Here is a 19,096-nt window from a genome sequence, read left to right on the forward strand (position 1 = left end):
ACCCAAGATGGGTGCTTTTATAAGGCTGGTATCTAGGACTAATAATTAGCCATAAATATTAGCGCGGTCGCGGAGTTCCTTGCCCGGCTTAAAGTGAGGGACGTACTTACCTTCCAGCTCAACTTTATCACCCGTTTTCGGATTACGACCTACACGCGGTGCACGGTAGTGAAGTGAAAAACTGCCAAACCCACGGATTTCAATACGGTCGCCTTCGGCTAACGTAGAGGCCATTTGTTCAAGCATTTCTTTCACTGCATCCTCAACCACTTTGGCCGGGATATGAGATTGCTGTCCAGCAAGCCTTTCAATAAGTTCAGACTTGGTCATAGCGCCTCCAAATGCGTGGCTATCAATAGCCAGGATAACTGACTACCGTTACAAGAATGAGCAACTTACGTTGCTCATTCTACCGTTGTGATTACTCGCCTTTAGCTGCTTTGAATGCTTCTGCCATCGCGCTGGAGAAATTGTTTTCTTCCGGCTTGTTGTTAACAGTTGCGATTGCATCTTTCTCATCAGCTTCGTCTTTCGCACGAACAGACAGGCTAACAACGCGGTTTTTACGATCAACACCGGTGTATTTCGCTTCAACGCTGTCACCAACGTTCAGTACCAGCGTTGCGTCTTCAATGCGATCGCGAGAGGCTTCAGAAGCACGCAGGTAGCCTTCTACACCATCCGCTAATTCAACTGTAGCACCTTTGGCGTCAACCGCTGTAACTTTACCAGTAACAATAGCACCTTTCTTGTTAACAGACAGGTAGTTATTGAACGGGTCTTCAGCCAGTTGTTTCACGCCCAGAGAGATACGCTCGCGCTCTGCGTCAACTTGCAGAACAACAGCGGCGATTTCATCACCTTTCTTGTATTCGCGAACGGCTTCTTCACCAACCACGTTCCAAGAGATGTCGGACAGGTGTACCAGACCGTCGATGCCGCCGTCCAGACCAATGAAGATACCGAAGTCAGTGATAGACTTGATTTTACCTTCAACGCGGTCGCCCTTGTTGTGGGTTTCTGCGAACAACTGCCATGGGTTGGATTTACACTGTTTCAGGCCCAGAGAGATACGACGACGTTCTTCATCGATATCCAGAACCATCACTTCCACTACATCGCCAACGTTAACAACTTTGGACGGATGGATGTTTTTGTTGGTCCAATCCATTTCAGAAACGTGTACCAGACCTTCAACGCCTTCTTCGATTTCAACGAAGCAGCCGTAATCAGTCAGGTTAGTTACGCGGCCAGTCAGACGCGTGCTTTCTGGGTAACGCTTAGCGATAGCGACCCATGGATCTTCGCCCAGTTGTTTCAGGCCCAGAGATACACGAGTACGCTCGCGGTCAAACTTCAGCACTTTAACAGTGATTTCGTCGCCCACATTGACGATTTCGCTTGGGTGTTTAACACGTTTCCAAGCCATATCAGTGATATGCAGCAGGCCATCAACGCCGCCCAGATCAACGAATGCACCGTAGTCAGTAAGGTTCTTAACGATACCTTTAACTTCCATGCCTTCCTGCAGGTTTTCCAGCAGTTGATCGCGTTCAGCGCTGTTTTCAGATTCGATAACTGCACGGCGAGAAACAACAACGTTGTTGCGTTTCTGATCCAGCTTGATAACTTTGAACTCAAGCTCTTTGCCTTCCAGATGCAGCGTGTCGCGAACCGGACGAACGTCTACCAGAGAACCTGGCAGGAACGCACGAATGCCGTTCAGCTCAACAGTGAAACCGCCTTTAACTTTACCGTTGATAATACCAGTAACTGTTGCAGCTTCTTCGTAAGCTTTTTCCAGCGTCAGCCATGCTTCATGACGTTTAGCTTTTTCGCGAGAAAGCAGCGTTTCACCGAAGCCATCTTCGATAGCGTCCAGAGCAACGTCAACTTCATCACCAACCTGAATTTCCAGTTCGCCCTGTGCGTTCTTGAATTGCTCTACCGGAATGGCAGATTCAGATTTCAGACCGGCGTCAACCAGTACGACATCTTTGTCAATAGCAACAACAACACCGCGCACGATGGAACCAGGACGGGTTTCGATTTCTTTCAGGGATTCTTCAAAGAGTTGAGCAAAAGATTCAGTCATGTTTGATAATCTTAAGGGTTTCAATTTAACGTCCATCTGGCATCCTGCTCGATGGGGTTGTTTAACATGCCCCGCTGTGCATCCTTACAGCGAGGTAAAAATTCAGTTTTCTGTGATTACGCTAAAATTTCGCGGGCATAAGCCAACGCGCGCGCTATCACTTCATCGATCGTCATTTCCGTTGAATCCAACACCAATGCATCGGCAGCAGGCACCAACGGCGCAACAGGGCGGCTACGATCGCGCTCGTCCCGTTCTTTTATCTCAGACAAAAGACGTTCAAAGTTAACATTAAAGCCCTTCCCCTGCAACTGTAGCATGCGTCGTTGTGCGCGTTCTTCCGCACTGGCATCCAGGAAAATTTTTACAGGTGCATCAGGAAAGACCACCGTTCCCATATCACGGCCATCGGCAATCAGCCCCGGAGCCTCACGAAATGCACGCTGCCGACGTAATAATGCTTCACGAACACGTGGGAAAGCCGCTGCCTGAGAAGCCGTGTTGCCCACCGCTTCAGTACGAATTTCGTGGCTAACATCTTCGCCTTCAAGAATAACCTTCAACTGCCCATCTTCTGCAACAAAACGCACATCAAGATGTGAAGCGAGCGGAACCAGCGCGTCTTCCGAGCTGATATCCACATGGTGGTGTAACGCCGCCAGAGCCAAAACACGATAGATAGCCCCCGAGTCCAGCAGGTTCCATTGTAAAGCTTCAGCCAATGCCTTACACAATGTACCTTTGCCTGCGCCGCTCGGTCCGTCAACCGTAACTACCGGTGCCATCACCGTCATTTCTCTCTCCTTTAATACTGGGAAGTTCCGCTTACGCCGTTTTATGGCGTCACGGAGCCTTATTATACGCATCAATACAGAGAAAGGTTACCCTAATGCCGGAATGGCGGGAAAAATAAGACATTATCTGAACGCGGTACGCAAGCTCAGAAGAGAAAGTGGCGCGTAGAATGGAAGAAAAGGCACGGAAACCGTGCCTTAGCAAGAAATTAAGCTAGCTCGCTGAGACGTGCCAGTTGCTCGAAGTAGTCAGGGAAAGTTTTAGCCGTACATTTCGGGTCCAGAATGGTGACCGGCGTATCCGACAGCGCCACCAGCGAGAAACACATCGCCATACGGTGATCGTTATATGTACCGATCTCTGCCGCTTTCAGCTTAACTGGCGGCGTAATGCGAATATAATCGTTACCTTCTTCAACTTCCGCGCCCACTTTACGCAATTCAATCGCCATGGCTGCCAGACGGTCAGTCTCTTTCACGCGCCAGTTATAGATGTTACGCAGCGTGGTCGTACCGCCCTGGGCAAAAAGCGCTGCCGTCGCGATAGTCATCGCCGCATCAGGAATGTGATTCATATCCATATCGATCGCACGCAGTTCGCCGCGCTCGCATTCGATATAATCGTCACCCCAGCGCACAATCGCGCCCATCTTTTCCAGGACATCAGCAAAGCGGATATCACCCTGTACGCTGTTACGGCCTACGCCGGTCACGCGTACAACACCGCCTTTAATCGCCGCCGCGGCCAGAAAGTAAGAAGCCGACGATGCATCGCCTTCCACCAGATAATCGCCCGGTGAGTGATACTGCTGGCGACCTGCGATAAAGAAGCGCTGGTAGTTCTCGTTACGTACCTCAATACCAAACGCTTTCATCATATGTAGCGTGATATCGATATACGGTTTAGAAACCAGATCGCCCTGAATACTGATGTGCGTATCTTGTGTGGCCAACGGCGCGGTCATCAACAATGCAGTCAAAAACTGGCTGGATACGCTACCATCTACGCTGATTTCGCCGCCCTGAAAACCACCGTGCAGACGAAGCGGCGGGTAGTTTTCCTGCTCCAGATAGTCAACTTTTGCCCCGCCCTGGCGTAGTGCATCGACCAGATGCCCGATCGGACGCTCTTTCATGCGAGGTTCGCCAGTCAACACAATATCGCCAGCCGTCAGACATAGCGCGGCAGCCAACGGGCGCATCGCCGTACCCGCATTCCCCAAAAACAGTTCCAGCGGTTGCGTTGCCGTAAACGCGCCACCCAGGCCGGTAATCTCACAGATTGTCCGGTCAGATGACAGATGATATTCCACGCCCAGCGCCGTTAACGCAGTAAGCATATGGCGAACATCATCACTGTCTAACAGATTAGTGAGTCGGGTTTTGCCTTCGGACAAGGCAGCCAGCAACAGCGCACGATTAGAGACGCTTTTTGAACCGGGGAGGTTAAGCGTACCGTTAATCAGCTTGATGGGATGTAAGGTCAGGGATTCCTGCATGTGAAGCCTATTCTTTCAACGTGGACATAAAAACCCCGGAAAGTCCGGGGTTGATCAAAATGTGTAGCGAGGTTGTCGTGAATCAACCGTGGCGATGTGCGAAGTCGGCCATAAATTCAGTCAGCGCTTTCACGCCTTCCAACGGCATGGCATTGTAGATGGAGGCACGCATGCCGCCTACAACACGATGGCCTTTCAGTGCGTGCAGGCCAACGGCAACAGACTCGTCCAGAAAGACTTTATCCAGCGCAGAATCCGCCAACAGGAATGGTACGTTCATACGAGAGCGGTTTGCCACCGCGACATCGTTACGATAGAAGTCGCTACCGTCAATCGCGCTATACAACAGGTCAGCTTTATCTTGGTTACGCTTTTCCATTTCAGCCAAACCGCCCTGCTCTTTCAGCCATTTGAAGACCATGCCAGACAGATACCAGGCAAAGGTCGGCGGCGTGTTAAACATGGAGTCATTGTCCGCCAGAATCTTGTAATCCAGAATCGATGGCAGTTCGCGGCGTGCTTTACCCAGCAAATCTTCACGCACTATAACCAGCGTCAAACCCGCGGGGCCGATATTTTTCTGCGCACCAGCATAGATCACGCCGTAACGGCTGACGTCAATGCGGCTAGACAAAATGCTGGAAGAATAGTCGGCAACCACAATTTTATCGCCGAAATCGGGCTCTTCTTCGATCGCAACACCGTCAATGGTCTCATTCGGACAATAGTGTACAAACGCAGCATCATCAGACAATTGCCATTCACGCATCGGCTTAATGCCGCGCAGATCGCCTACACGCGTTTTCACGTCAATCACGTTTGGCGTGCAGTATTTTTCTGCTTCATTGATTGCGCTATGCGCCCAATATCCGCCGTCGATGTAGTCCGCCGTTGAACGCTCGCCCAAGAGATTTAACGGCACGGCGGCAAATTGCGCACGAGCACCGCCATGGCAAAAGAGCACTTTGTAGTTGGAGGGGACTTTCAGCAAGTCACGCAGATCCTGTTCGGATTCAGCAGCGACCTGCATAAACTCTTTACTACGGTGGCTGATTTCCATGACCGATGTACCCAAGCCATTCCAATTACATAATTCCTGTTCAGCGCGACGCAGTACTTCAACCGGCAGCATTGCTGGACCGGCGCTAAAATTAAAAATCTGAGTCATTTCCCCTCACCACACCTGAAAAATAGCGGCTGTTTTATCACCGTTGTTACCAATACTATTTTTATACCCTTCATAAAGCTGCATGTGCGTTAGCTTTACTGCAACTCGAATTATTTGGAGTATATAAGCCTGCCGGTTATAAAAACACCGCTGTTACACGATTGTAGTTATAACGGAACGACCGCCATAACCACACTACTTTTACCCTGCTATCGGTTTTATCACTCGTCCATCGCGGCTGCAACGCTTATTGCGCTTTCATTATGCAAAACGGCACGTTACCCAGTCTGTTCTTTTTCGCTGTTGCCGATCTGTTATGAATAAATAGAGTCCGGACAGAAAAATCCGTATCATGCCGCTTCCGCTAATCTCGATAAGAGTGAACACCATGACTCAAACGTTTATCCCAGGCAAAGACGCCGCCCTGGAAGATTCCATCGCCCGTTTTCAACAGCAACTCCAGGACCTGGGGTTTAACATCGAAGAAGCGTCATGGCTGAACCCGGTGCCAAACGTCTGGTCTGTCCATATCCGAGACCGAGATTGCCCACTTTGCTTCACGAACGGTAAAGGTGCCAGTAAGAAAGCAGCACTGGCCTCGGCGTTAGGCGAGTATTTCGAGCGTCTGTCCACTAACTATTTCTTTGCTGACTTCTACCTCGGCAAAACTATCGCTAACGGCGATTTCGTCCACTATCCGAATGAAAAATGGTTCCCTATTCCGGAAGACGATGCACTGCCGGAAGGCATTCTGGATGCCCGTCTGCACCAGTTTTACGATCCTGAGCAGGAACTGAGCGCCAGCGATCTGATCGATCTGCAATCCGGCAATGCCGACAGAGGCATTTGCGCGCTGCCGTTTACCCGCCAGTCCGATCAGCAAACCGTCTATATTCCGATGAATATCATCGGTAATCTGTACGTCTCTAACGGGATGTCCGCTGGGAATACCGCCAACGAAGCCCGCGTTCAGGGGCTGTCAGAAGTATTTGAGCGTAGCATCAAAAACCGTATCATTGCTGAATCCATCAGCCTGCCAGAAATCCCGCAGGAGGTGCTGAACCGCTACCCGGGCGTGGTCGAAGCCATTGCAACACTGGAAAAAGAAGGTTTCCCAATCTTCTCTTACGATGCCTCACTGGGCGGGAAATATCCGGTCATCTGCGTGGTGCTGTTTAACCCCGCTAACGGCACCTGCTTTGCTTCCTTCGGCGCGCATCCTGACTTTGGCGTAGCGCTGGAGCGTACCGTCACCGAACTGTTGCAGGGACGCGGCCTGAAAGATCTGGACGTGTTCACCCCACCGACGTTTGATGATGAGGAAGTGGCTGAGCACGCTAATCTGGAAACCCACTTTATCGATTCTAGCGGTCTGATCTCTTGGGATATGTTCAAGAAGCAGGCTGATTATGAATTTGCCGACTGGAGCTTTAAAGGGTCGACAGAAGAAGAATTTGCAACGCTGATGGCGATCTTCAAGCAGGAAGATAAAGAAGTTTATATTGCCGATTATGAGCATCTGGCCGTTTATGCCTGTCGCATCATCGTTCCAGGCATGTCAGACATCTACCCTGCCGACGATCTGCTGTTGGCCAATAACAGCATGGGTGCTCACCTGCGCGACACGCTGCTGACGCTACCAAACAACAAATGGGAACAAGAAGACTACCTGGCGCTGTTGCAACAGTTGGATGACGAAGGATTGGATGACTTCACCCGCGTGCGCGAGCTGCTTGGTATTGCCACTGGCAAAGATAATGGCTGGCTTACTCTACGCGTTGGAGAATTAAAAGCTATGTTGGCGCTGGCCGGCGGCGACCTGGAGCAGGCGCTGACCTGGACAGAATGGACACAGGATTTCAACGATTCGGTCTTCAGCGCACAGCGCAGCAATTACTACCGTTGCCTGCAAACCCTGCTGCTGCTGGCACTCGAGCCTGAGCGCGATCCCGCTGAATACTACGATGCCTTCACTAAAATGTACGGCAGTGAGACAGTCGATGCCGCCAGTGCCGCCGTTGCTGGAGAAGCGTGCTTCTACGGCCTGTTTGCCATAGACGATACCTTTACCTCTTTACCTGCGCATCAGTCGTTGCTGGCTGCTTATGAAAAGCTGCAGCAGGCCAAACGTCGTTATTGGCAGTCAAAATAATGTCTACGTGATGCAGTCATCGTGCAGCCTTATATTGATGACAGCGATCTGTTGCAAATAGCCCTTTATTTTAAAGGGCTATTTTATTGTCCAAAGGACAATAATTTATTATTCGTGATACATCATCAGAATATTGTTATTGAATGGTGAATTTTTAATTAAATTACCTCGACAAGGTGGTACTGAAATTCTACAAAACATGATTTTTATTAACGCTAAATCGGTAGGTTTAACCTATGCCATTCAACTCTTTTTGCAAAAATTAAAATATTTTTTCATTATACAATTCAATGAATTAACCACAAAACCTAGGTATTCCGCCCTACCTACCGACCTATTAATTTCTTGCAATATGATCCACGTCAAATTTTGCCGTATACTGCTTTGTTAGTATCTCAACGCTGATAAATTTTAAGAGAGAGTTAGTGTGAAAGCTGACAACCCCTTCACTCTATTACTACCGGCCGCGATGGCAAAAGTTGCTGAAGACGCCGGAGTCTATAAAGCGACCAAACAACCGTGTACGACGTTTTATTTAGCGATCACTGCGGGTGTATTTATTTCGATCGCCTTCGTCTTCTATATTACGGCCACGACAGGAACATCGACGATTCCTTTTGGTATCGCGAAATTGATCGGAGGTATCTGTTTCTCCCTTGGCCTCATGTTGGTTGTCGTCTGCGGTGCGGACTTGTTTACCTCGACCGTTCTCATCGTAATTGCCAAAGCCAGTGGACGTATTACCTGGAAGCAACTAGCCTGTAACTGGGCTAATGTTTATGTCGGCAACCTGATTGGTGCGCTTTTCTTCGTTGGGCTTATTTGGTTCTCTGGCGAGCATATGGTCGCAAACGGCGCATGGGGCCTTAACGTCCTGCAAACAGCGGAACACAAACTTGAACACACCTTTGTTGAAGCACTGTGTCTGGGGATCCTGGCCAACCTGCTAGTCTGTCTGGCTGTGTGGATGAGCTATTCAGGCCGCACGCTTACCGATAAAATGTTTGCCATGATCCTGCCAGTCGCCATGTTCGTTTCTAGTGGTTTTGAGCACAGTATCGCCAACATGTTCATGGTTCCTATGGGCATCGTTATCAAAAATTTTGCGGCCCCAGAATTCTGGAATGCCATTGGCATGGCGCCGTCTCAGTTTGAACATTTAACCGTCAGTCACTTCATTACCGATAATCTGATTCCCGTCACCCTAGGGAATATCATCGGCGGCGGTATAATGGTTGGTTTAACATATTGGGTAATTTATTTGCGCGGTGGAGACAAGCACCACTAAGGTGCAATCGGCCGCAACGTCGGGTTTAAGAAATCCATATCAAAGGTAGGTGTAAAATGACCGAGCTGAATGAAAAATTGGCCAATGCATGGCAAGGCTTTAGCAAAGGTGAATGGCAGGATAACGTCAACGTTCGTGACTTTATCCAGAAAAACTACACGCCGTATGAAGGTGATGAGTCTTTCCTTGCTGGCGCAACCAAAGCGACCTCAGCGCTGTGGGACAGCGTCATGGAAGGCATCAAACAGGAAAACCGCACTCACGCCCCTGTTGATTTTGATACCCATGTTGCTGCGACTATCACGTCTCACGACGCGGGATACATCAACAAAGGTCTGGAAAAAATCGTTGGTCTGCAGACTGATGCGCCGTTAAAACGTGCGTTGATTCCGTTTGGTGGTATCAAAATGGTTGAAGGGTCATGCAAAGTTTACGGCCGTGAACTGGATCCTCAACTGAAAAAAATCTTCTCTGAATATCGCAAAACGCACAACCAGGGCGTATTCGATGTTTACACCCCAGACATCCTGCGTTGTCGTAAGTCTGGCGTTCTGACTGGTCTGCCAGATGCCTACGGCCGTGGCCGTATCATCGGTGACTACCGTCGCGTTGCGCTGTACGGTATCGACTATCTGATGAAAGACAAGTTTGCTCAGTTTACTTCTCTGCAATCCAAACTGGAAAACGGCGAAGATCTGGAAGCAACAATCCGTCTGCGTGAAGAAATTGCCGATCAGCACCATGCACTGAGCCAAATTAAAGAAATGGCAGCGAAATACGGCTGCGATATTTCTGCCCCAGCAGCGACAGCCCAAGAAGCCGTTCAGTGGACTTACTTCGGTTACCTGGCTGCGGTGAAATCACAGAATGGTGCGGCAATGTCCTTCGGACGTGTCTCCACCTTCCTGGATATCTACCTCGATCGCGATCTGAAAGCCGGCAAAATCACGGAAGAAGAAGCTCAGGAAATGATTGACCACCTGGTCATGAAACTGCGTATGGTGCGTTTCCTGCGTACACCTGAGTATGATGAGCTGTTCTCTGGTGACCCAATCTGGGCAACAGAATCTCTGGCTGGTATGGGTCTGGATGGTCGTACACTGGTGAGCAAAACCAGCTTCCGCTTCCTGAACACCCTGTACACCATGGGGCCGTCTCCAGAGCCGAACATGACCATTCTGTGGTCTGAAAAACTGCCACAAAGCTTTAAAAACTATGCGGCTAAAGTCTCCATCGATACCTCTTCTCTGCAATACGAGAATGACGATCTGATGCGCCCTGACTTTAACAACGACGACTACGCGATTGCGTGTTGCGTAAGCCCGATGATCGTTGGTAAACAAATGCAGTTCTTCGGTGCCCGTGCAAACCTGGCGAAAACCATGCTGTACGCTATCAATGGCGGCGTGGACGAAAAACTGAAAATGCAGGTTGGTCCTAAATCAGAACCAATCAAAGGCGACGTTCTGAACTTCGACGAAGTGATGGATCGCATGGATCACTTCATGGATTGGCTGGCTAAGCAATATGTCACCGCGCTGAACGTCATCCACTACATGCATGACAAATACAGCTACGAAGCATCGTTGATGGCACTGCACGACCGTGACGTGTTCCGCACCATGGCGTGTGGTATCGCAGGTCTGTCTGTTGCTGCTGACTCCCTGTCTGCCATCAAATATGCCAAAGTTAAGCCGATTCGTGATGAAGATGGCCTGGCTATCGACTTTGATATCGAAGGCGAATATCCGCAATTCGGTAACAACGATGCTCGCGTAGATGAACTGGCTTGTGACCTGGTTGAACGTTTCATGAAGAAAATTCAGAAACTGAATACCTACCGTGGCGCAACCCCGACTCAGTCTGTTCTTACCATCACCTCTAACGTGGTATATGGTAAGAAAACAGGTAACACGCCAGACGGTCGCCGCGCAGGTGCACCATTCGGACCAGGTGCTAACCCAATGCACGGTCGTGACCAGAAAGGTGCCGTTGCTTCTCTGACTTCTGTTGCCAAACTGCCGTTTGCTTACGCGAAAGATGGTATTTCTTATACCTTCTCCATCGTGCCTAACGCGTTGGGTAAAGACGATAACGTGCGTAAAGCTAACCTTGCAGGCCTGATGGATGGTTACTTCCATCATGAAGCCAGCATCGAAGGCGGCCAGCACTTGAACGTCAACGTCATGAACCGTGAAATGCTACTTGATGCGATGGAAAACCCGGAAAAATATCCGCAGTTGACTATCCGTGTATCTGGCTATGCAGTGCGTTTCAACTCACTGACGAAAGAACAGCAGCAAGACGTCATCACCCGTACCTTCACACAGTCAATCTAATTTCCATGACTGTCTGAAAAGACGTAAAATGAAGGCTCCACGTCAGTGGGGCCTTTTTCTTACCCTCGCTTGTCGTTCAGACTGTTAGCCTGTTTTGCCAGCTCGCCATGCTGCCCTATCATGTGGCGGGCTGGCAAAACAGATTCGACGCAGCATCTGTCATACGGTGTTTTTCTGCCAGGAAACGTCTGCCAGATCGATACCCGCTTTCTTATGACTGCGCTCATAAAGACCGCTATTGTCCGGTCAAATTTGGAGAAAACCTCGCAATGTCAGTAATCGGTCGCATCCACTCCTTTGAATCCTGCGGCACTGTCGATGGCCCAGGCATCCGCTTCATCATCTTCTTCCAGGGTTGCCTGATGCGCTGTCTGTATTGCCATAACCGTGATACTTGGGATACACACGGTGGCAAAGAAGTGACAATTGAAGAACTCATGAAAGAAGTCGTGACCTACCGCCATTTTATGAATGCATCCGGCGGCGGCGTAACAGCATCGGGCGGTGAGGCCATACTGCAAGCTGAGTTTGTACGCAACTGGTTCCGCGCCTGTAAAGCAGAAGGTATCAATACCTGTCTGGACACTAACGGATTCGTGCGCCGTTACGATCCCGTCATCGACGAGCTATTGGACGTCAGCGATTTAGTGATGCTCGACCTGAAGCAAATGAACGATGATATACATCAGAATTTAGTTGGCGTATCGAATCACCGAACTCTGGATTTCGCTCGCTATCTGGCAAAACGTAACCAGCGTACCTGGATACGTTATGTGGTGGTGCCTGGCTGGTCTGACGACGATGCGTCCGCGCACAAACTGGGTGAGTTCACTAAGGATATGACGAACATCGAGAAAATTGAACTTCTGCCCTACCACGAGCTTGGCAAACATAAGTGGATCGCAATGGGCGAAGAGTACAAATTGGACGGTGTTAAACCGCCGAAGGCCGATACGATGGATCGCGTTAAATCAATTCTTGAAAGCTACGGCCACAAAGTAATCTACTAACCTTTGATGCTTTCTGCAAAAATAGCGCGCTCACGGCGCGCTATTTTCATTCCAGCAGATTACCATCATTAAATCGTTACACTGCGCTAAGCCAGATTCCCTGCCGCTTTGATTTTTACCTGCACCGAATTCCCCGGCAGATAGGCCAAAGGAATTTCCTGATAGTCGATGATCTCAACGCTACCCGGCATGGCTCCCGTCTCTTCAGCAAGACAAATAGTTTGCTGCTGTAATTCCTTTTTTACCTCTTCACGATCGTGATCCGGCATTTTAACCACACGCTCGATCTGCGCCCCCACCTTCCCTAACGCCACCCCCACCGCATTTGCCGCATCGAAATTCAACGGACGCATAACCTGGCTGACACCAGATAAAACGTCAGGCAGTAAAATACTTCCGCCGCCAACAAGCACCGCAGGAATAGCCGCACTTGACGATTTTATCCGGTCGATAGCACTTTCCACTTTATCAATCATCTGACGATAAGCCTGCTGGCAAAGCGCTTTATCCAGTTCAGGTAGCGGACGAGGAAGTGTGGATGTCCATCGCTCACGATGAAGGCGCAGCATGATATCGCTGAGCGTTAACGTCTCCCCGCCAAAGCTGATGCCCTGCTCAAGAAGACGATAGCCGACGCTGTCAGGCCCAAGGATGAGCGCCCCATCCGGAGACTGGCGAACACAGGTTCCACCACCAATACCGATAGAAATGATATCCGGCATCCTGAAATTCGTCCGCACATCACCCACTTCAACGGCGATTGCCGACTCACGCGGAAAGCCATTCACCAACACGCCAATATCGGTTGTCGTACCGCCGACATCAATAATCAATGCATTATCCAATCCCGAAAGGTGGCACGCTCCACGAATAGAGTTCGTTGGCCCACAGGCCATCGTCAGAATCGGATATTGCTTCACCATACTTTCGGACATCAATGTGCCATCATTTTGCCCAAAGAATGGCGTAGCTTTGATACCGTGCCGCATTAACGCTTGCGTAAAGCCGTTAACAAAACGGATGGCGGTGCTTTGCAACGACGCATTCAGGATTGTCGCATTTTCTCTTTCCAGTAATCCCGTGCTGCCTATCCGGTGGGATAACGACAGAGAAACATCAGGCAATGCCGCGTTCACCCACTGGGCAACCCGCAACTCTTGCTCATTGTTTACAGGGGAAAATACGCCACAGATTGCCACGCTATCGACATGACCACGCATCTTGTCACAAACCGCCAGCACCTCATCCCTCAGTATGGGATGGATCTCACGACCATCAAATTCATAGCCGCCGTGAAGCTGGTAGAAATGTTTGCCTAACGTCTTTTGCCACTCGTCATCCCAGCCAAACAGCGGTGGGACGCTATCACTGCTTGGCAAATTCAGGCGCAATAATCCGACGCGATCCAGCCCTTTCCGCTCAACAATCGCATTAGTACATTGTGTTGTACCTAACATCGCATAGCGAATATGCTGCGACGCGATGCCAGACTGCGCCAATACTTCAGCAATCGCCCGTTCGATACCGCTGTAGATATCTATACTGGTAGGGCATTTGGCCGTCGCAATACAGCGTAGGTCAGCATCTAAAATTGCCGCATCCGTGTTTGTGCCGCCGACATCAATCCCGAGTCGGTAATCATGATTATGTAACATCGGGAAAGCCTTAGCGATTTGCAAGCTGTTCTATCGGCACATACTGCACCGGATAACCAAAATATCCAGGTCCTGCAACGTCAATCCCTTTCGGCGTTCGCCATTTGTCATTGCACGGATAGGCAATAACATCAACTCGCTGCCCATACCGTAAATGCTCCGTAATAATCGGGCGTCCGGTTTCACTGTCGACTATAGAAATTAAATCAGGAACCACCGCCAGCAGATTATCCTGCGTAGGGTCGGCCGTCTGTGATGAACGATACGCCAACAATAGCTCGTTCTGGAAAAGCACCGTAAACGATTCGCCTTTGTCGCTCCCCATACCATCCAGCACCACTTTACCCCGTGCAAAACCGCCGGTTGTACGCCGAGCAACATCAACAATCTTTCCTGATGCAACAACATGGCCATTCAACACGGTAAGCAGAGACTGTACCGGATGGCTGCCCGACTGATGAGACTCCCGCAGCGTTTTCCCGATATTCTGCGCCAGTGTAAGTGTCCCTTTAATCGCGCTACGTTTGAGTTCGTGTCCACGGAGCGGATAATCACACATCGCGGAGGCTCCCCCCATCTGCTCCGTAATGACTCTGGCTAGCCGTTCAGACCACACTCCATCAATCGGATTGAGGATAACCGAGTTACCTTTCTCATCAGCCAGCGTATTGGGTGCCGAAGATAAACCATCAAGGAAAAAGGTCACCATCTGTGCTTCGGGGAAGGCTCTCCCCATTGCATCACAATCAATAACCGGCAACCCTTTTTTAGCCGCAACAACAAATGGAATGAGGGAATTAATTCCACCAACTTCGATTGAAAATGTTCCTGAAGATGATTCCGCTAACACCGATTCCATCGTATCGAAGGCCAACAGAATTTGGCGCTGTGAAATAATTTTCTCCACAGAAACCGTAGGCGCGCCCATTGCGCTACATGGAAAAAAAAGCGAATTATCTTCGACATCATCGAGATTCATCAGAACAACAGGCCGAGTATTACGTAATGCATTCTTGGCAATCAGCGAACCAAGATAAGGGTCGCCCCCACCCCCAGTACCGAGAACTGACGCCCCCAGTGCAATATCATCTATTGTTTCAGAATCAATATAACGGTTCATTACTTACCCAATAACCACTGAATAACCTAGGATTTAGAGAACGAATGGGCAGACGTTACCAACTGCGGGAACATTTTCCGCATAGCGATATACATCACCAGGCTGATTATTATGCCATCCAATGTAGAAACGGATGTGATTGTAAACAAATCAAAGAAATCTGTAGCCGTTGCTAAGCTTACAAAACTGCCGGAGAGCCACGCGATGAATGCACAAATATTCAGCAATGGCGGTGGTGATTCGTCCTGTTTGAGACGCGAGGAATCAAAAAAGTAATATTCAGCAAGGTAAACCCCTGCAATAGGGGAAATCAGAACGCCTATTAGCGACAAAAATTGAGTAAAATTATTAATCATGCCGTTATAGGCAAGAGGCAAACCAGCAAATGCCATCACCACAACGAGTATTGGTCGAGGTATTGCTCTGATGACGACAGATAAACCTAGTGAAGCTGAAATTAGATTAGAACTATTCGTCGTCCATTGAGCAAAAATTAAAATCACAATGGCTGACACACCAAGTCCAATACTAAAAAATATTTCAACCAAATCGTCGCTACCAACCATATGGGTTAATATGAGTGCAACAAGAATCGTGGAACTGTTCCCCAGTAAAAAACCCAAACCTGACCCTAGCATAGCGTCTTTACGTGTTCTGGAATAACGGGCAATATCCGGTGATACAATACTTGCCGCCACTATCCAGATAGAAACAACGTAAGAAACCGCACTTCCTAAGCTTATTGGGTTTTTAATGGCAACCTCAGTGGGCGAAGAATGGCCGCTGGCTGCGAGATATATACCTGAGACAATGAGTATGAGCATTAGCGGGACGCTTAATATACTTAATTTCCCTAGCGACCTAACTCCCCAAATGGCTGTCAGTGCCATTAATGCCATGCCGAACAGCAAGACAAAAAAACGCCCAGGTTCAAGTTGATAATGTAAGAGCGCTTTTTGCAGCATTACGCCAAAAAAATCGAGTTGAAAAGCGAACCAACCAACCATCGAGATGGCGGAAAATACGCCAATCATTTTCCCACCTAGTCGCCCAAAAACGGAGATGCTGAGCAGCGTTGTTGATAACCCGCAGCCATAACCGACGTTAGCACATAATGCGGCGAGAATACCCAGCAAGACGGAGCCGATAATCGTGGCGCTGATAGCCTGAGAAAACGGCAGCCCACTACTTAGAAAAGACCCTAGAAACAAGCCAGAAATATCGATTCCCAAAGCCAACCATATTAAAGCAATGACATACCAGCTTTTTCTCACTTCTACAGGGACAGGTTCGTATTCATAATCATAGATTTTCCGTTCCTGTTGTTGTTTTCCAGGTACAACATTTCCTTGAGACATCATCCCTCCATCAAATAAGCAGCAAATAATTATTGTATCGTGTGATATTTTATAGAGGTTGCCTGGCGGCGTATAGAACAATGGTGTCGTCAGCAAGCTGACAACACCATTGTGTCTATGGGAGACCCTGATGTGACGCATAAAACCACGCTCTTTTGTGGCAACCACACCAATGGTGCGGCGTAACAACACGATAAATGGGTTTCATATCGATTAATACAGATATATTTTGATGTTAACATTCAGATATGTAATGTATGCGAAGGAAATGCTATGCGCTTAGATAAACTGGAGATTCGCTGGTTAAAGCTATTTTGCAAAATCGTTGAAAAACAAGGAATTACCAACGCACAAACTGCAACGGGTCTGAGCCAACCCGTGTTAAGCCACTATCTATCTCGCCTTGAGGATACGCTTGGTCTTGTTTTGTGCGAACGCGGACGTGGTGGCTTTGCCTTAACAACTGAGGGGGAGGTTGTCTACCAGGAAGCAAAGTCTGTCATTTCCACACTTGATGATTTTGCTAACAGGTTAGCCCGCATAAAGCATCAGCTTATAGGTAAAGTAAAGTTAGGCTGTCTAGATAATGTCGCTACCCACCCCAATAATGTTATATCTCAGGCGATAACCCGGCTTTATGCCCAAAGTCCCGAAGTCAATGTCGAACTTGATATTATGGAATACCTGCCGCTCATGGAACGGTTGAAAAATGGACATCTCGATATTGTTCTAAGCGCTTTGCCTGATGACATTCCGGCAGATATTTTTTATGAACCTGTATTCGTTGAACACAGTTACTTTTATTCACTAGCAGAAAATGCTGAAATTATAGAGCGCGAATGGCTCAATGGTGAATTAAATCCTCGTAGAGTAATAATCGGTGGGCATGCCTTCAACGAAATATCTAAACAACTCGGTCCCGTAGCAAAACAAGGCTACCACCAAACAGCATGGCATCTTGAAGGTAGTCTATTACTCGTGCTAGCGGGAACGCATATTTGTTATCTTCCCGACCATTATGCCGCATCTTGGGTGGAAAAAGGGAAACTAGCGGTAGTTGCTCCGGATCGCTTAAAGCTAACCAGCACATTTTATCTAGTGCGAAATGCAAAACAGCGCCTTAGCCCAGTAGCCGAAGCGCTGTGGAATAATATGGTCGAAGCGGGACAAAGTTCGCTGGCCAGCCTCGATGCCGCTGACTCAAGCAGTAGCTAACGGCGTTGGATGGTGATTGGCTTTTCTGAGCAACAGCATCAGGTAGATCATGGCAATGGCTGCAATCAGAACAAACAGCAACCGATCGGAGTAGCTTTGCATCAATACTGCAGCAACGCTTGGCCCACAAAGGCTGCCAAGCGTGTAGCTGAGGAGCAGCGCTTGGTTCATGACCACGAGTTCATCAGGGCTCACTTTTTCGCATGCCCACGACATGGCAACGGGGTACAGCGTAAACCCCGCGCATCCCAGCAGGAACAGCGACGGAGCCATCGCATAGTGGCTGATACTTAGCATGGCAATGCAACCCACAATCACCACAAAAACCAACACCCGCAGAACCAACAATCGACCATAGCGATCCGCCAGTCGCCCAACAGGCCATTGACCGATGATACCGGAGCTGATTAACAGCGCCATCCAGTATCCAACCTGTGCATCATTCATTCCCTGATGGGAAAGATACAGCGGCATCAGGCCATACAATGAGCCTAAAATTGCGCCGGAAATAATACAACCGTGTATGCCTAAACGTGCACTGCGATACGACAGCATTTTCCACATATTGACAGGTTTTTCATGCTGTTTTGGCGGAGCGGGGAGACGAGTAAACAACAGCGGTAATACCGCTAAAATAACTAATGCAGCCATCCACGGCAGCACGCTCAATAATGACGTAGGCAACACGCTAAGCAACAGTTGTCCAATCACACTGCCGAGGTAATAAGCGATCATATAAGCAGCCAGTAGTTGCCCTCTCTGTGCAGATGTTCCACTGCACAACAAGGCACTTTCGACCACAACCCAGATCAATGCACAACCAATCCCGGCAAGAAAACGCCAGAATAACCAGTTGCCAATATCCGTAGAAATGCCAAGCCCCACAATCGCAACGCTAAATAATAAAGCTGCGAAATAATAGCTGCGGTTAAACCCATAAAGTTTGATTAATTTGCCGGCGAATAGCGTTCCAATCAGATTGCCAGCGAAATAGGATGAGCCAACCAGGCCCACCTGCCAGACGGGCAGAGCCTGATAACTCAACCAAAGTGGAACCAGTGTATTTAATACCGCAATACAAACCGTCAGCAGCAGAAGTCCGCAGAGCAATAACAGCACTGGGCGGGAATAAGCAGACATAGCGAAGTGGATAACCAAACAACCGGAGAAGAGTGAGCGCATCATGACACTGCGACTATAAAAGTCAATCCGGGCAAAAGTGCTAAAACTTCTTTCTTAGATTATGGATTGAAAGAATTAATCAATACTCACAAAAAGGGCCATTGTTTTGAAAACAGAAGGTTACTACTCATCTGATTTTAAAACATTTTCAGCTTAGACATTAAGTAACAAAAGCGATATGGGATAGATAAGCTATTTTTACGATAAAAAAATATTACCGA

14 protein-coding genes are annotated in these 19,096 nt (G+C 48.7%); 5 read left to right on the forward strand and 9 right to left on the reverse strand.

Features of this window, described 5'->3' with window-relative positions:
• Positions 1 to 45: 45 nt before the first annotated feature.
• The 5 genes from ihfB to serC form a co-directional block, all read right to left on the reverse strand.
• Entirely contained in the window at positions 46 to 330 is a 285-nt protein-coding gene (gene ihfB / locus A8F97_RS08835) for an integration host factor subunit beta (protein WP_005967571.1), read from the reverse strand.
• A 91-nt stretch (positions 331 to 421) separates the two neighbouring features.
• The gene (gene rpsA, locus A8F97_RS08840; protein WP_025918975.1) at positions 422 to 2,095 is read right to left on the reverse strand and encodes a 30S ribosomal protein S1; all 1,674 of its coding nucleotides are present in this window, start codon (positions 2,093 to 2,095) and stop codon (positions 422 to 424) included.
• Positions 2,096 to 2,211: 116 nt separating this feature from the next.
• The gene (gene cmk, locus A8F97_RS08845) at positions 2,212 to 2,889 is read right to left on the reverse strand and encodes a (d)CMP kinase (protein ID WP_014699662.1); all 678 of its coding nucleotides are present in this window, start codon (positions 2,887 to 2,889) and stop codon (positions 2,212 to 2,214) included.
• Positions 2,890 to 3,098: 209 nt separating this feature from the next.
• Positions 3,099 to 4,388, reverse strand: coding sequence for a 3-phosphoshikimate 1-carboxyvinyltransferase (gene aroA / locus A8F97_RS08850; protein WP_033071369.1), 1,290 nt, complete (start codon positions 4,386 to 4,388; stop codon positions 3,099 to 3,101).
• Between the two features lie 82 nt (positions 4,389 to 4,470).
• Positions 4,471 to 5,556, reverse strand: coding sequence for a 3-phosphoserine/phosphohydroxythreonine transaminase (gene serC / locus A8F97_RS08855; protein WP_033071368.1), 1,086 nt, complete (start codon positions 5,554 to 5,556; stop codon positions 4,471 to 4,473).
• A gap of 388 nt (positions 5,557 to 5,944) precedes the next feature.
• Between serC and ycaO the strand changes: the two genes are divergently transcribed.
• The 4 genes from ycaO to pflA all read left to right on the forward strand — a co-directional run bounded on the left by ycaO (position 5,945) and on the right by pflA (position 12,345).
• Positions 5,945 to 7,708, forward strand: a complete 1,764-nt coding sequence (ycaO, locus tag A8F97_RS08860) for a 30S ribosomal protein S12 methylthiotransferase accessory factor YcaO (RefSeq protein ID WP_014699659.1) — start codon at positions 5,945 to 5,947, stop codon at positions 7,706 to 7,708.
• A gap of 427 nt (positions 7,709 to 8,135) precedes the next feature.
• Positions 8,136 to 8,996, forward strand: a complete 861-nt coding sequence (gene focA / locus A8F97_RS08865; RefSeq protein WP_014699658.1) for a formate transporter FocA — start codon at positions 8,136 to 8,138, stop codon at positions 8,994 to 8,996.
• A gap of 56 nt (positions 8,997 to 9,052) precedes the next feature.
• A complete protein-coding gene (gene pflB / locus A8F97_RS08870) occupies positions 9,053 to 11,335 on the forward strand; it encodes a formate C-acetyltransferase (RefSeq protein ID WP_005967554.1) in 2,283 nt (760 codons plus the stop codon).
• 269 nt (positions 11,336 to 11,604) lie between these two features.
• Complete coding sequence (pflA, locus tag A8F97_RS08875; protein WP_033071367.1) at positions 11,605 to 12,345, forward strand: pyruvate formate lyase 1-activating protein; 741 nt, start codon at positions 11,605 to 11,607, stop codon at positions 12,343 to 12,345.
• Between the two features lie 86 nt (positions 12,346 to 12,431).
• Here pflA and A8F97_RS08880 read toward each other — a convergent pair whose 3' ends face one another.
• The 3 genes from A8F97_RS08880 to A8F97_RS08890 are packed head-to-tail and all read right to left on the reverse strand — an operon-like array spanning position 12,432 to position 16,478.
• A complete protein-coding gene (locus tag A8F97_RS08880) occupies positions 12,432 to 14,000 on the reverse strand; it encodes a hydantoinase/oxoprolinase N-terminal domain-containing protein (protein ID WP_033071366.1) in 1,569 nt (522 codons plus the stop codon).
• A gap of 10 nt (positions 14,001 to 14,010) precedes the next feature.
• Positions 14,011 to 15,120 carry a DUF917 domain-containing protein gene (locus A8F97_RS08885; protein WP_014699656.1) on the reverse strand — a complete coding sequence of 370 codons (1,110 nt, stop codon included), beginning with the start codon at positions 15,118 to 15,120 and terminating at the stop codon, positions 14,011 to 14,013.
• A 26-nt stretch (positions 15,121 to 15,146) separates the two neighbouring features.
• The gene (locus A8F97_RS08890) at positions 15,147 to 16,478 is read right to left on the reverse strand and encodes a cytosine permease (RefSeq protein ID WP_033071365.1); all 1,332 of its coding nucleotides are present in this window, start codon (positions 16,476 to 16,478) and stop codon (positions 15,147 to 15,149) included.
• 273 nt (positions 16,479 to 16,751) lie between these two features.
• Between A8F97_RS08890 and A8F97_RS08895 the strand changes: the two genes are divergently transcribed.
• On the forward strand, positions 16,752 to 17,693 hold the full coding sequence (locus tag A8F97_RS08895; protein WP_033071364.1) for a LysR family transcriptional regulator: 942 nt from the start codon (positions 16,752 to 16,754) through the stop codon (positions 17,691 to 17,693).
• On the opposite strand, the gene A8F97_RS08900 is transcribed toward A8F97_RS08895, so the two are convergent.
• A complete protein-coding gene (locus A8F97_RS08900; protein ID WP_033072006.1) occupies positions 17,679 to 18,833 on the reverse strand; it encodes an MFS transporter in 1,155 nt (384 codons plus the stop codon). The two genes, A8F97_RS08895 and A8F97_RS08900, sit on opposite strands and share 15 nt — an antisense overlap.
• Positions 18,834 to 19,096 lie beyond the last annotated feature (263 nt).

The organism is Pectobacterium parmentieri (genome assembly GCF_001742145.1).
Classification (GTDB): domain Bacteria; phylum Pseudomonadota; class Gammaproteobacteria; order Enterobacterales; family Enterobacteriaceae; genus Pectobacterium; species Pectobacterium parmentieri.